Genomic DNA, 12,889 nt, shown 5'->3' with positions numbered 1-12,889 from the left:
ATTATCCGGTATTAGCTACCGTTTCCGATAGTTATCCCAGGCTAAGGGGCAGGTTGCCTACGTGTTACTCACCCGTCCGCCGCTAAGCTTATCCCGAAGGATAAACTCCGCTCGACTTGCATGTATTAGGCACGCCGCCAGCGTTCGTCCTGAGCCAGGATCAAACTCTCCAATAAGGTTTTTCCGGGCGGTCACTCCACTTGAATCACTTCATGGAAATAACCATCCGAAAACTATCGAAAAGAGCGATTCGCTCATTTTGAAACATCTGACGAGAATTTACATTCTCAAGATGAATTTCTAAAGCGTACAAGACGCTGTGAAAATCATCAGTTTTGGAATCACCGAAGTGAACTCCGATACTCACTCGTTGTTCAGTTTTCAAAGATCAAGCTCGTTGTCGCTGTCGATATTCTCGTCATCAGCAACTCTTATACTATATCACATCCGGTTGTTCGTTGCAAGCTCTTTTTTTAATTTCTTTTTTCGAGCTTGGCATCGATGCTTTTCAGCATTTCTTGGCCGGAATAAGAATATACCATGTACAGAATTAGAATGCAAGCTTTTTTTCAAAAAATGCGCTCTATTAATAATGTAGGCACTATCGGAGCTAATAGAGTTACAAGAGTAACTAAACTTAATAAAAAAATGGATTAACCTATGTTAACCCAATAAGATGTATTTCATATTAATCATTCATTTCAACCAACGCTTTAATCACCTTAGACTCCGGCTTGAGCCAGCTGTCAAATTGGTTGATCATATCTTCGAAATTTGAACGGTGTGTTATATAACGTTCTATATCAACGTATCCGGCCGAGATTGCCCTCCGTACAAAATCGAAGTCCTCCATGGTGGCATTGCGGCTGCCCATCAGGCTCATCTCGTGACTATGGAAGTCGGGGTCATTAAAGGTGATGTCGCTTTTGACCAGACCGACATATACAAGCGCTCCGCCGTGCGCAACCAGATTGAATGCATTCGTCATGGATTTGGCATTACCTGTTGCATCAATAACAAAGGCGGCTCCTGATTCCCCGGTAATAGCAGCAAGCTGCTCCTGCGGCGGCTGCAGTGCATTCACTATATGTTCTACATGCGCCCATTTGCGGCAGAATTCCAGCCTTTCTTCATTAACATCCATGGCGATGACCTTGGCGCCTGCGTACCGGGCAAGTGCCATAACGCCCAGGCCAATCGGGCCTGCTCCAATAACAAGAACAGTGTCCCCCGCTGTCAAACCGGAGCGCCGGATAGCATGGGCTCCAATCGCCAGCGGCTCCAGCATTGCAGCTTGATCTAGCGTAAGACCTTCTGTCTTGATTAAATGACCAAGCGGAACAGAGACCCGCTCACGCATTCCTCCATCTATATGGACACCGAACACCTTCATATTTTTGCAGCAGTTTGTTTTTCCGCCTAGACAAGCCGAACACTCACCGCAGTGCATGTAGGGCACAATACTGACCTGATCGCCTGCATGCAGCCCTGCCTCATTCTCTCCTACCGCTTCGATAACGCCGGCAAGCTCATGACCGAGTACCCGCGGGTAGCTAAAAAAAGGCTGATTGCCCTGATAGGCATGCAGGTCTGTTCCGCAGATTCCAATCCGACGAATTCGGACGATGGCCGTTCCCTTTTCCAGTAAAGGCTCCTTTAAATCTTCATGCCAGACAAATTTCCCGATTTCCTCACAGACAATGCCTTTCATTATACTGTTCCGCCTCCTTTGGCCGGTTCCAGATGTTCATTGTATTCGGGACGGCCGCTAACCCATGATTCATTGTGAACGGGCTTCAGTATATCCAGTACTTCCTGCAGCAGCTCTGTGTCCATCTTTTCATCAGTCCAGGCGGCATTATTGATAATATTGGCCGGAGTAGCTGTACTGACCAGTGTAGTCGGAATCTCTTCATGACTGGTAGAGTACTGAACAGCGAGCTTGGCGATATCCGTACCTCTTGAGGCACAATGTTCGGCTGCTTGTTTACATACTGCTTTTAGCCTGCTTCCCGCAGGATGCCAATCTGCTGTCTCACGTGTGCTCAGAAGCCCCATAGATAGCGGTGAGGCATTGACCAATCCGGTCCCTTTTGCCTGAAGCAGCGGCAGCAATTCCAAGAGTGATGTATCGTTGAGCGAATAATGGCAGTAGGACAGAATCGCATCCACTTCTATTTGCGGAAGCAGCTTTTCAAACAGCTGTAAAGGCAGGCCGCTGATCCCGCTGAAACGGATTTTGCCCTGCTCCTTCAGCTTAACCATCGCCGGTAAGGCTTCTTCTATAAGAATAGCAGCCGGTACGAATTCAATATCATGCAGGAAAAGAATATCCAGATAGTCCGTATGCAGCCGCTTTAGGCTCTCTTCCACACTGCTGAAGATACGTTTTGCGGAAAAATCAAAGGCCGCTTCACCGTAGCGCCCGGCTTTGGAGGATAGCAGGAACTTGTCACGCTGCAGCTCCTGAACCGCCTTTCCAAGTACCGTTTCTGCTTTGGTCAGACCGTAATAGGGTGAAACATCAATATAATTAATGCCGGCATCAATGGCAGCATGTACAGTCTTGATACTCTGCCGGTCATCCGTTTCACGAAACACCGATCCCAGCGAAGAAGCGCCAAAGCTTAGCACTGACACATCCAGCCCGGTATTCCCTAATGTACGATATTTCATTACAAGTACCCCCGTTCAGCAGATTCATAGTTTATAAAACGCTTTCGCATTTTCACCAAATAAACGCCCGCGCTCATATTCTCCCCAGGCTTCAGGCAGAGAGCCGGCCAGAATGTCCATAACCTCAGAATAGTCTGCCGCCAAAAGACATACCGGCCAATCACTGCCGAACATCACCCGCTGCGGACCGAAGAGGTCTGCTACTGTGCGGATATAGGGAAGAAAGTCTTCTTTGCGCCACTGGTTATGATCGCCTTCTGTTACCATTCCGGATAATTTGCAGTACATTTGAGGATATCGGGCAAATTCAGCCATGAACTGCTTCCATGGTTCCATCTCCTTATCCCTGATCGGCGGCTTGCCAATATGATCAATAACGCCACGCAGATCAGGAACTTGTTGAAGCAGCTTTAATACAGCGTCCATCTGGCCGGAAACCAGAAGTAGATCTACGGGCACGCTATCTTCTGCATATCTGCGAAGCGCTTCCACAAATCCGGGCTCTAATATCCGGTAAGCATCCGGCATATCTTGAATCATAATCCGGAAACCCTTGAATTTCGGATGCTGCCTGAACTTTTCATAGATCCGGCGGTGGTCCGGGTCGAAAAGATCCAGCCAGCCTACTACCCCAAGCACAGACGGCGATTGCTCAGCGATGGATAAAATAAACTCCGTCTCCTCAACCGTCGGAGCTGCCTGAACAATAATACTCCCCTCAAAGCCGTGTGTTTGAAGCAGCGGTGCCAGATCGACCGGCATGAAATCCCGGTACAGGACCGGCAGCTCCGGTGTAATCCAGCCGTAATCTCCCCGTGCGATTTCCCAGTAGTGCTGATGAGCGTCAATACGCATCCTGCTGCACACCTCTTCTGCATTCATAATGTAATGCTCCTCTTCAATGAACATTGTATACTAAGAGAATCAAGTATTTAATGCTCTAAACATGCATTTTTATAACCTATTTTGATATCCGTCATTGCATTACAACATCCTTTAAAAGGAGTGTTCTGAGTGAAGCCTATCCGTAAACCCTTTTTTGGCGACCCTCTGTTTCCCTTTGAGCTTGCATACAAAACGGTAAAAAGACAAATGAACGAGCTCCCGGATCATCTGCATGACCGGTATGAGCTAGTCTATATCCATCAGGGTAAAGGGGTATTCTTTATTGATAATGCCTGGTTTGAAAAAAAGCAGGGTGACCTGTTCATCATACCGGGGAACACGATCCATCACTCTCTGCCCCATAACGAACATCCCATTGTATCCTCAGCCCTCTATTTTGCGCCTACTCTGCTTGCGATGGAGCCGATGGACGATTCGTACAACAGCTTATTATGCTTTGATTTTGCCAGACATAAAGGGATATACCAGATTGAGCTGCAGGAACCTCTGAGATCTGTTACAGAAATGGCGCTCGGCCAAATCCATCAGGAGCTGAAAGAACAAAGGTTGGGCTACCATGAAGCCGTTAAGCTTCTCTCATGCCAGCTTTTACTGCAAATTAACCGGTATGTCCAGTCTATCCGCAAACGCAATGCCTCAATCGAAACCGGCGTAGGCCCTTCCTGGATGAAGGAGGTGCTGCGTGACATCGACGAGCATCCCGAACGGGAAGCTTCCCTTGCCCGGCTCGCAGAAAAGGCAAATGTATCGGCGCCTCATTTCTCACGCGTGTTCCGCCAATTGACCACTATGAATGTTACCCAATATGTAAACGCCAAACGGATTATCCGTGCCAAGGAGCTCCTGATCCGCTCAGATCACAAGATCGCCGATATTTCAGAACAATGCGGATACGAAACGCCAACTCATTTCTACCGGATGTTCAAAGCTTTGACAGGAGTAACGCCTCACAAATACAGACAGAGCCAGCTGGATATATAAAAGGAGGTTCCCCAATATGAATATATTGATCCTTGGTGCCACCGGACGGGTTGGGAGCCACATCGTTACCCATGCTCTTCAGGATGGACATCATGTGACCGTATTAGTCCGCACTCCGAAGAAGATTCAACAGTCTAACCAAAACTTAAAGATCATACAAGGTAACGTTCTTAATAAAGAAGATATCACCCGTGCAGTGCACGGAAACAATGTAGTGATTAGTGCACTAAATACAGATGGTACAACAACTCTTTCAGACAGTATGCCTTTAATCATCGAGGCGATGTATAACGAGGGTATACAACGTATCATCACCGTAGGAACTGCCGGTATTCTGCAAAGTGAACATTCCCCCCATCTTCTGCGCTATCAGTCAAGCGAATCCAAACGCAGGTCAACCCGCGCAGCTGAAGAACATCATCAGGTATATGATTTGCTAAAACAATCGGCACTTAGCTGGACTATCGTATGCCCTACTGCTTTGCAGAATGGGGAAGGGTTAAGGAACTATCGTGTGAGGCAAAATATTCTGCCTGAAGGCGGTAGGGAAATATCTGTGCAGGATACAGCGGAATTTACTTATAGTCAAATACAAGCCACTAATTTTATTAACTCACGTGCAGGCCTTGCCTACTGATTCCCGTATGTATTTGTCCGGCCCAAACGCCGAGATAGCAGGAGCTTCGAAACAAACCAAAGGGCAGCGAAGATTTACCCATCTCCACTGCCCTTTGGTCTTTTAATTAAATTGCCAGCAGCTCAAGCTCAGATTTCCGTATTGATAGCTCCGGTGAAGAAGCTTGGCATTACGGCCGGCATCGCCAGTACCCATAGCCAGCAGCAGCGGGATGAAATGCTCGTTGGTGGGAACGGCCTCCCTGGCATAGGGGGCCAACTCGCGGTATTGAAACAAGGCTTCGGTATCCCATGTCTCCAACTTATCCTGAATCCAGCTGTCAAACTGTTCAGCCCACCCGTCAATTCCCTCGGAGGCCCAGTTCAATCCTCTTAAATTATGCACGGTTCCTCCGCTTCCGATAATGAGCACATCCTGCTCACGAAGCTCAGACAGTGCCTTGCCGATCTCATACTGCTGTTCATTAGACAAATGACGGTTTACGGATAGCGCTACGACCGGGATATCTGCATCCGGATAGAGCAGCTTTAGAACTGCCCATGCCCCGTGATCCAGACCTCTCACCTCGTTCCGGACACTCTCAATGCCATACCTGGTGAACAAATGTTGGATTTGATCCGCCAGCGCCCGGTCACTCTGTGCCGGATAAGTCATCTGGTACAGCTCATCCTGAAATCCGCCAAAATCATAAATCGTTTCATACGCCTTAGCAGCGCCAACCGTCTGGACTGCTTCTTCCCAATGCGCGGAGAAGAGAACAATCGCTTTCGGCTGTGGCGTGTTGTCTTTAAACTGCTTCAGCAGCTTCGTATAGTCATTATCCTCAAGTACGATTGAGGGTGCACCGTGTGCAAAGAAATAGGACGGTATCATCTGTTCCACTCCTTATTTAAATTAAATTGGCATCTTTCTTAATCCACTCTAGCAAATCATGCTGATTCTCTTCAGACACACCATGATCGGTCGGATACAATTTGAAAGTTACGCGCTCCGTTTGTTCTTGTAGATAGGCGGCTGTCTCGTGCCCGATCCGGACCGGAAACACAGAATCATATTCCCCGTGCGAGGCAAATATAGAGACACCCTTAATCCCGCGAAGCGGGTACTCTGTTTTCACAAAATCAGGAATATATCCGTTGAGCGCTACTATCCCCTTTAATTGTGATCCCATTGTAAGAGCAAGTGTCATGGACAGGATGGCCCCCTGGCTGAACCCGAGCAAATAACGTCTGTCCGGATCAACCGGATACTTCTCTGTAGCATAATGAACGAAAGATTCAAGATCTTTTACCGATTGGTCAAACATCTCCCGGATCGGATTCCCCAGGCTTTTCAAATCGTAATACTGATATCCGGTACCGAGCGGCAGATTACCGCGAATGCCAATGATGATGAAATCCTCAGCCAGCGGAGCAACCAGACCATACATATTGCGTTCATTCGACCCTTTGCCGTGAAGAGTAAAAATTACCGGATACTTCTTGTCCTGCTCCAGATTAGCCGGTAAGTGAACATCATACTGATATGCAGAAAACATTCTCGACTCCTCCTTGCTGTTCGCTATCTGCTGCTTCGTCCAATAAATATTAGTAATAAAAATATATTTTCTATATGAGTAATTTAACGTGCTTCACATTGACTTGTCAACACGAAAATTGATAATATAAATTTAAGTTTTGTATTACAAATATCCCAAGGGTGTGATCAGATGGATATTGGCTCGACGATCCGGGCAATCCGGAAGCGTAAAAATATAACGATTGCCCAAATATGCGAATTGACCGGCCTATCCCAAGGCTTTATGAGCCAGGTTGAAACGAATAAAACCTCGCCATCTATTTCAACATTGGAAAATATAGCCCAGGCGCTAAAAGTCCCGCTGGCCTATTTGCTTCTTAAGAAAGAAGAACGAATGCACATTGTTCGTAAGGACGAACGGACCATTACCACCAGCGGACCGGAAAACCTGAAAGTGGAACACTTGAGCTCTACGAAGAACGTACGTATGAGCATTGTAGAGATCCCTCCCGGTGCCATGACCGGCGAGGCGCCGCATGCACACGAAGGGCAGGAAGTGCATGTAGTCATTAAAGGGAGGATATATGCAGAGCAAGGAGAGGATGGAGCCGAGTTTACGGAAGGTGATTCCTTTAGCTGGAATGCCTGCACCCCCCATCTGGTAAAAAATATTGGAGAAGACACAGCCATCGTGCTGATCTCCATCTATACCGAGAATGAGAACGCACAAGACTTAATCTAAGACAAAAGCCCGTACACGAGCCATTAGGCCGGGTACGGGCTTTTGTGAATATTTTCAGCTAAGAATCCTTTATACCATTCAGCATTGCTAGAAGGTAGGGGCAGGAGACTCGGCTATTTTCATACGTAATAAGCTGTAAGGCTTCTGCCGCAAGTCATTTCCATAATGAAATCTTGACTGCCGGTGTAATTGGTTCACGATGAAATACAAGCATTGATCTGGACCAATAGAAAAAGTATCCGGCCATAAAATTCTCGGATCATGTGCGATGGTTTCCATTACTCCAGTCGGCAATATCTTTCGAATACTATTGTTTTCATAGTCTCCAGCGTACACGTTCCCTTTTGCATCGGTGATCATGCCATCTGAAGCGCCTTTTTCTCCCCAATACTTCACGTAATCCTGTAGAGTCATATCCGGTATGGTCCGGTCTCTTAAAGCTTCCGTTGAAATCGAGTACAGATGACGGCTGGAGAGCGGGCAGAAATACAATATCTTGCCATCCGGAGAAATGGCTATACCATCGGATGCCAATCTAAAGGGTGAAGTAGACCCGTCTTTGTTTCGATTCATCAGGATTTTACCTTCAACTTTTGGTATGAAAAAGAGATCGGGCGAAGTGGAATTTGCCCCGTTTAACCGTCTCCAGGCATAACCAGTTTCTAAATCAACGACAATAATGGCTCCAGGTCCTCGGGAAGACGAATCCGTGATATATGCATAACCTGCTTTACCAACACGAAAATCAAATCGGACATCATTCAGATAGGTGGTCGGCAATACAACATCTTCTGTAAATGTATATATACTTCTTATGGTGTTTGAATTTAAATCTACAGCGACTAACTTCGCCCCTCCTTTGATAGGCTCTGAGAAATTAGGAGCTCCTGTATCCAGTACCCAAAGCGTACCCTTTCCATCGGCAACGACACTTTGGACACTAATGAATGACGTTGTGATGTTCGATGGGCTTACCGCATTGGCTTCTAAGCTAGGGTAAGGCTGTAATGTACCTTGAACGATTTCAGCCACCGTAAATTTAACGTCATCTCCCCACTTTGGAAAGCAAATGAAAATACGCCCGGTCTCAGAAACAGTAACACCTGTAGGCATGGCCCCGTTAAATAAAAAAACCGACTCAAATTCACCAAAATATTTTTCACCCGGTAACATCACTTGGTTAAAGTCCTCCTCAACTGTTCGAACTGCTATCCCTTATTTATATGACCGAACAGGGTTCAATTGCCCGGATAAAAAAATAATTTTACAGCCTGAAAAAGCCTTCAAAACCACTGCTAAAGTGGAATTGAAGGCTCTCTGTAAAAGCTGCCAGCGTTTTATTGTTGGTCCGGCAGACGTAATGCGTTTGCTGAAGTCTGCGCTTGGTCTAAAAATTCCTCTGCCTGGGTCAATTGCTGCCGGGCCGTCTCCAGAGCTTGTGAATTTGTTGCCGCATTAGATTCACTTATCGAGCTTATCGCCTGATTTAATGCCGTTTGCACCTCAGAGACCGCGTTAGATGCATGCTGCTCCAGCGTATTGCCGCCCGAGTTAAGTGCACCTTCTGCCGGTTTTTTTGCATTTTCAGTGGCTAGATCAACTTTCTTTCCATTGGGCAAGATGAGTCCCCCTTCCGTGAGCAAAGATGAATAACTTAAACACAAATCAGTATGCGGTTTGGATTATGTTTATATTCTTACAACCGGCATGGGAAAATCCGGCCCCCGGCTACTTTTATTAGTATAAGATCCGATGAAGTCGGAGAATTTAACGGTGAAGTTAAAAGGAGGGAATCGTTCTCAATGAATACGCCAACGCTAGCGCCGCACGAATCAATGGAACTACATGAAGCATTAAACTTTAAAACGCTCTGTCTCGCAAAGTCAAAACTTATGCAAGGCTTGGTCTTTGACCAGGAGCTAAAAGCGTTAATGCAGAAAGACGTAATTCAATCCATCCAACAGATCGCTGAGCTTCAAACAATCTATGCAAGAGCTCCTTTCCAAGCGCCTGTTCCGAATAGCCCGACACCTATCACTCATTAAAGGGGAGCGCCAATGAATACCGATTATTTAGACCCGATTAATTCATTAAACATGCCGGAAATGGCAGATACGACTTTTGCCATGGACTTCCTTCTTCGTGCCAAGGAAGGTGTACGTAACTTGTCCATCGCCCTGACGGAAACGGCTTCTCCCGAAGTAAGAGCGCTGCTGCGCAATCATCTTATGCAGGGGATCGCACTGCATCAGGAAATCTCGGAGCTTATGATCCGCAAAAAATGGTTCCATCCTTATGAGCTGAACGAACAGTACCAGCTCGACCAGCTTTCAGCGAAAAATACGGTGATGATCGGGCAGATGAATTTGTTCCCGGGTGATACGTCGCGTAAAGGGATGTTTGATCGAACTCCAGATGAACATATTGGGGGACATGAAGCATGAAGGCTGTAACATATCAAGGAATTAAAAATGTCGTTGTCAAAGAAGTACCCGATGCTAAGATTGAGAAACCGGACGATATGATTGTAAAGATCACCAGTACCGCCATTTGCGGTTCAGACCTCCACCTGATTCACGGGATGATCCCTAACCTTCAGGAGAATTACGTCATCGGGCATGAACCGATGGGGATTGTAGAAGAAGTAGGCCCTGGCGTGACAAAGGTAAAGAAAGGCGATCGTGTGATCATTCCGTTCAACATTGCATGCGGAGAATGCTTTTTTTGTAAAAATCAGCTTGAAAGCCAATGTGACAACTCTAACGAACACGGGGATATGGGCGCATATTTCGGCTACTCCGGAACAACAGGCGGATACCCTGGCGGGCAAGCCGAGTATTTACGGGTCCCGTTCGCCAACTTTACCCACTTCAAGATCCCTGAAAACTGCGAACAACCGGACGAAAAGCTAAGCTTGATCGCCGATGCCATGACTACGGCATTCTGGAGCGTCGATAACGCCGGCGTCAAGAATGGAGATACGGTCATCGTGCTCGGCTGCGGTCCGGTCGGACTTCTGGCCCAGAAATTCTGCTGGCTTAAAGGGGCTAAGCGTGTTATAGCCGTCGACTATGTCGATTACCGCTTACAGCATGCGAAGCGAACGAACAACGTCGAAATTGTAAACTTCGAACAGGATAAGAATATCGGTAACACTCTCAAGGAAATGACCAAAGGCGGCGCCGATGTCGTGATTGATGCGGTAGGTATGGACGGTAAGATGAGTGATCTCGAATTTCTGGCCAGCGGTTTGAAGCTGCAGGGCGGCACCATGAGCGCATTTATCATTGCATCCCAGGCTGTCCGCAAAGGCGGCACCATCCAGGTCACCGGGGTATATGGCGGACGCTATAACGGGTTTCCCCTCGGCGATATCATGCAGCGCAACGTGAATATCCGCTCCGGACAAGCCCCGGTCATTCACTATATGCCGTATATGTATGAGTTGGTTACTTCGGGCAAAGTAGACCCTGGAGACATTGTTACGCACGTCATTCCGCTCAGCGAAGCCAAGCGCGGCTATGAAGTGTTCGATACCAAAACCGATGATTGCATCAAAGTAATCTTAAAGCCTTGAATATGGCAAATACCCGGGAGGCAATTCCAATGAAGAATTCCAATTACGCTTTGCATGAGATACTGGAGGTTCATGAAATGGCTGCGTTCAAGGCGGTTTGCTTAACGAAATCTACGACCATGCAAGCTCTGGTAACCGACCCGGAGCTCATGCAAATTTTGCAGCAAGATGCGACATTATCACAGCAGCAGCTTCAGGAACTCGGTGGAGTTTTATCTAAAGTGACTGTATAGGAGATAAAAAAATGAACCCAATATTAGAACACATGACCGGTCTTCATACGCTGACCGATGACGTGATCGCAATGGATCTTTTGATGAACGCCAAGAGCGGAGTCAGAAACTACGCCATGGCTGTGACTGAATGTGCCACCCCCGAAATCAGGGATATATTGATGAAACAACTCGGCGAGGCTATTAATTCACATGAAAAGATAACAGACTATATGATGCAGCGGGGCCTTTACCACCCCTACCATATTCCGGAGCAAATTCAGCTTGATCTGAAAAATATTCAGACCGCTACGAACATTCCGTCCTGACGCCAAACTCGCCCAAAAAACGCGCAAACCACCATGGTTCAGGCGCGTTTTTGACTTTAGCCGATTACAACGTAACGGTTCTTTGTATCGCTCATGAGGATTCCTCCTCATTTATCCGGAATCGACCAGAGGAATTGAACTTGATACGCAGACCGATTATGAGATTATGAACGAATCACTGAAGTCTGGCTTAAGAATTAGAAGCAATTTATCAAGCGGTCGAGGGATATATCTACTTTTATAACTACCAACGTTTTCAGGCGAAATTGAATCAGAGCGCACCGATTAAGTATCGGCACGCGCTGGCTGCGCAGCTTTTCTCACATGTCTACTTGAGGGGATAATACCAGTCCTCCAGCTTTTTTAATATTATTTCGCTCTTGCCTCAAGGGCCTCCAGCATATGCTGCAGCCGCACACTTGTCTCTGTTGAAGCTGTGTAAATCATCACCTTAAGATCCGGGTTGCCTGGAGGCTGCAGGGTCACATGCTCGAACTCCATCTCGCCGATCTGGGGATCGTATCTCCGTTTGTGGCGGTCTGCAACGGCCTGAACCTCATGAAGCGCCCAGGTCTCCCGAAAGAGCCGGCTGTTCTGCATGAACTCTTGGAGGAGCTCCTTAAACCTCGCATCATCAGGGAAGCGTGCGTAATCCGCACGAAACTGGGCAATCAGGACTTTGGCACCGTACTCCCAATCCTCTATGCTTGACCCCAGCTCTGTAAAAAGATACCTGATCCAGTTAATGCACTCCGGCCCCGTATCCGCATATGAAGGTAAACGGAACACAAGCTCAGCCGCCTGGTTCCACATCAGTAAATCCCAATATCTTCCCAGTATAAATACCGGATTCGGACCAAGTGCCTGTATCATCCGTTCAATGCCCACAGGAATATGCTGATCCGCTTCCCGATCCTGTAGTACCGGTCTGGCAAGAAGATGCAGATGCTGGCGTTCATCCTCTGTCAGCCGCAGGGCTCTGGCTATGTTATTAAGTACATCCTCCGACGGATTGACGCCACGGCCTTGCTCCAGGGAGGTGTACCATGAGGTTCCGATATAGGCAAGCTGGGCCACTTCTTCCCTCCGCAGCCCTTGAATCCGCCGCCGCCCATAGGATACCAACCCCACATCTTCTGGGGTAAGGCGCTCCCGGCGCGAACGCAAAAATTCACCCAATGATGTTTTGGGCAAAACATTTTCCATGGAATCTCCTCCTTATCCTGACACTCCCAATGATACGATAACGGCAGGAAGGATGCTATTCGCGCAGCCCATTATACTGATCCTATTACATCAAATATCAACATG

17 protein-coding genes and 1 rRNA gene are annotated in these 12,889 nt (G+C 47.3%); 9 read left to right on the top strand and 9 right to left on the bottom strand.

Annotation, left to right across the window (positions count from 1 at the left end):
• The 4 genes from BLR64_RS24785 to BLR64_RS24770 form a co-directional block, all read right to left on the bottom strand.
• Positions 1-176 (bottom strand): 16S ribosomal RNA (locus BLR64_RS24785); the annotation flags it as partial.
• Between the two features lie 512 nt (positions 177-688).
• The gene (locus BLR64_RS24780) at positions 689-1,711 is read right to left on the bottom strand and encodes a zinc-binding alcohol dehydrogenase family protein (protein WP_090718728.1); all 1,023 of its coding nucleotides are present in this window, start codon (positions 1,709-1,711) and stop codon (positions 689-691) included.
• Positions 1,711-2,676, bottom strand: a complete 966-nt coding sequence (locus BLR64_RS24775) for an aldo/keto reductase (protein ID WP_090718726.1) — start codon at positions 2,674-2,676, stop codon at positions 1,711-1,713. The genes BLR64_RS24780 and BLR64_RS24775 overlap by 1 nt, the downstream gene beginning before the upstream one ends.
• A gap of 24 nt (positions 2,677-2,700) precedes the next feature.
• Entirely contained in the window at positions 2,701-3,531 is an 831-nt protein-coding gene (locus BLR64_RS24770) for an amidohydrolase family protein (RefSeq protein ID WP_090718742.1), read from the bottom strand.
• Positions 3,532-3,690: 159 nt separating this feature from the next.
• Between BLR64_RS24770 and BLR64_RS24765 the strand changes: the two genes are divergently transcribed.
• Together BLR64_RS24765 and BLR64_RS24760 are read left to right on the top strand one after the other, a co-directional pair.
• Entirely contained in the window at positions 3,691-4,563 is an 873-nt protein-coding gene (locus tag BLR64_RS24765; protein ID WP_090718725.1) for an AraC family transcriptional regulator, read from the top strand.
• Between the two features lie 16 nt (positions 4,564-4,579).
• Positions 4,580-5,200, top strand: coding sequence for an NAD(P)-dependent oxidoreductase (locus tag BLR64_RS24760; RefSeq protein WP_090718723.1), 621 nt, complete (start codon positions 4,580-4,582; stop codon positions 5,198-5,200).
• A 102-nt stretch (positions 5,201-5,302) separates the two neighbouring features.
• On the opposite strand, the gene BLR64_RS24755 is transcribed toward BLR64_RS24760, so the two are convergent.
• Together BLR64_RS24755 and BLR64_RS24750 are read right to left on the bottom strand one after the other, a co-directional pair.
• Positions 5,303-6,073 carry a DODA-type extradiol aromatic ring-opening family dioxygenase gene (locus BLR64_RS24755; protein WP_090718721.1) on the bottom strand — a complete coding sequence of 257 codons (771 nt, stop codon included), beginning with the start codon at positions 6,071-6,073 and terminating at the stop codon, positions 5,303-5,305.
• Between the two features lie 16 nt (positions 6,074-6,089).
• Entirely contained in the window at positions 6,090-6,737 is a 648-nt protein-coding gene (locus BLR64_RS24750; RefSeq protein ID WP_090718720.1) for an alpha/beta hydrolase, read from the bottom strand.
• Between the two features lie 171 nt (positions 6,738-6,908).
• On the opposite strand from BLR64_RS24750, the gene BLR64_RS24745 reads away from it, so the two are divergent.
• Positions 6,909-7,460, top strand: coding sequence for a helix-turn-helix domain-containing protein (locus BLR64_RS24745; RefSeq protein WP_090718718.1), 552 nt, complete (start codon positions 6,909-6,911; stop codon positions 7,458-7,460).
• An 87-nt stretch (positions 7,461-7,547) separates the two neighbouring features.
• On the opposite strand, the gene BLR64_RS24740 is transcribed toward BLR64_RS24745, so the two are convergent.
• Both BLR64_RS24740 and BLR64_RS24735 read right to left on the bottom strand, forming a co-directional pair.
• A complete protein-coding gene (locus BLR64_RS24740) occupies positions 7,548-8,633 on the bottom strand; it encodes an L-dopachrome tautomerase-related protein (RefSeq protein ID WP_090718740.1) in 1,086 nt (361 codons plus the stop codon).
• 164 nt (positions 8,634-8,797) lie between these two features.
• Positions 8,798-9,079, bottom strand: a complete 282-nt coding sequence (locus BLR64_RS24735; RefSeq protein ID WP_090718716.1) for a hypothetical protein — start codon at positions 9,077-9,079, stop codon at positions 8,798-8,800.
• Positions 9,080-9,262: 183 nt separating this feature from the next.
• Here BLR64_RS24735 and BLR64_RS24730 point away from each other — a divergent pair, with 183 nt between their 5' ends.
• From BLR64_RS24730 to BLR64_RS31285, 6 genes are all read left to right on the top strand, one after another.
• Positions 9,263-9,505, top strand: a complete 243-nt coding sequence (locus tag BLR64_RS24730) for a spore gernimation protein GerQ (protein ID WP_074083998.1) — start codon at positions 9,263-9,265, stop codon at positions 9,503-9,505.
• A 12-nt stretch (positions 9,506-9,517) separates the two neighbouring features.
• Positions 9,518-9,904 (top strand): spore coat protein, encoded by a 387-nt coding sequence (locus BLR64_RS24725; protein WP_090718714.1) that lies wholly within the window; start codon positions 9,518-9,520, stop codon positions 9,902-9,904.
• A complete protein-coding gene (locus tag BLR64_RS24720; RefSeq protein WP_090718712.1) occupies positions 9,901-11,037 on the top strand; it encodes a zinc-dependent alcohol dehydrogenase in 1,137 nt (378 codons plus the stop codon). Before BLR64_RS24725 ends, BLR64_RS24720 begins: the two co-directional genes overlap by 4 nt.
• A gap of 29 nt (positions 11,038-11,066) precedes the next feature.
• Positions 11,067-11,270, top strand: coding sequence for a hypothetical protein (locus BLR64_RS24715; RefSeq protein ID WP_090718710.1), 204 nt, complete (start codon positions 11,067-11,069; stop codon positions 11,268-11,270).
• 11 nt (positions 11,271-11,281) lie between these two features.
• Complete coding sequence (locus tag BLR64_RS24710) at positions 11,282-11,578, top strand: spore coat protein (protein ID WP_090718708.1); 297 nt, start codon at positions 11,282-11,284, stop codon at positions 11,576-11,578.
• Between the two features lie 206 nt (positions 11,579-11,784).
• The gene (locus BLR64_RS31285) at positions 11,785-11,922 is read left to right on the top strand and encodes an IS3 family transposase (protein WP_139172088.1); all 138 of its coding nucleotides are present in this window, start codon (positions 11,785-11,787) and stop codon (positions 11,920-11,922) included.
• Between the two features lie 25 nt (positions 11,923-11,947).
• Here the strand turns inward: BLR64_RS31285 and BLR64_RS24705 are convergent, their stop codons facing one another.
• On the bottom strand, positions 11,948-12,784 hold the full coding sequence (locus tag BLR64_RS24705) for a helix-turn-helix transcriptional regulator (RefSeq protein WP_090718706.1): 837 nt from the start codon (positions 12,782-12,784) through the stop codon (positions 11,948-11,950).
• Between the last annotated feature and the right edge of the window lie 105 nt (positions 12,785-12,889).

Origin of the sequence: Paenibacillus typhae (genome assembly GCF_900099765.1) — a bacterium.
Taxonomy (GTDB): Bacteria; Bacillota; Bacilli; order Paenibacillales; family Paenibacillaceae; genus Paenibacillus_AQ; species Paenibacillus_AQ typhae.
This window is presented reverse-complemented; position numbering and strand designations above follow the sequence as displayed.

Excerpts from the sequence above, each read along its gene's own strand:
- BLR64_RS24780 (WP_090718728.1), bottom strand. The coding sequence starts at position 1,711 with ATGAAAGGCATTGTCTGTGAGGAAATCGGGAAATTTGTCTGGCATGAA.
- BLR64_RS24775 (WP_090718726.1), bottom strand. The coding sequence starts at position 2,676 with ATGAAATATCGTACATTAGGGAATACCGGGCTGGATGTGTCAGTGCTA.
- BLR64_RS24770 (WP_090718742.1), bottom strand. The coding sequence starts at position 3,531 with ATGCGTATTGACGCTCATCAGCACTACTGGGAAATCGCACGGGGAGAT.
- BLR64_RS24760 (WP_090718723.1), top strand. The coding sequence starts at position 4,580 with ATGAATATATTGATCCTTGGTGCCACCGGACGGGTTGGGAGCCACATC.
- BLR64_RS24755 (WP_090718721.1), bottom strand. The coding sequence starts at position 6,073 with ATGATACCGTCCTATTTCTTTGCACACGGTGCACCCTCAATCGTACTT.
- BLR64_RS24750 (WP_090718720.1), bottom strand. The coding sequence starts at position 6,737 with ATGTTTTCTGCATATCAGTATGATGTTCACTTACCGGCTAATCTGGAG.
- BLR64_RS24745 (WP_090718718.1), top strand. The coding sequence starts at position 6,909 with ATGGATATTGGCTCGACGATCCGGGCAATCCGGAAGCGTAAAAATATA.
- BLR64_RS24740 (WP_090718740.1), bottom strand. The coding sequence starts at position 8,633 with ATGTTACCGGGTGAAAAATATTTTGGTGAATTTGAGTCGGTTTTTTTA.
- BLR64_RS24730 (WP_074083998.1), top strand. The coding sequence starts at position 9,263 with ATGAATACGCCAACGCTAGCGCCGCACGAATCAATGGAACTACATGAA.
- BLR64_RS24725 (WP_090718714.1), top strand. The coding sequence starts at position 9,518 with ATGAATACCGATTATTTAGACCCGATTAATTCATTAAACATGCCGGAA.
- BLR64_RS24720 (WP_090718712.1), top strand. The coding sequence starts at position 9,901 with ATGAAGGCTGTAACATATCAAGGAATTAAAAATGTCGTTGTCAAAGAA.
- BLR64_RS24715 (WP_090718710.1), top strand. The coding sequence starts at position 11,067 with ATGAAGAATTCCAATTACGCTTTGCATGAGATACTGGAGGTTCATGAA.
- BLR64_RS24710 (WP_090718708.1), top strand. The coding sequence starts at position 11,282 with ATGAACCCAATATTAGAACACATGACCGGTCTTCATACGCTGACCGAT.
- BLR64_RS24705 (WP_090718706.1), bottom strand. The coding sequence starts at position 12,784 with ATGGAAAATGTTTTGCCCAAAACATCATTGGGTGAATTTTTGCGTTCG.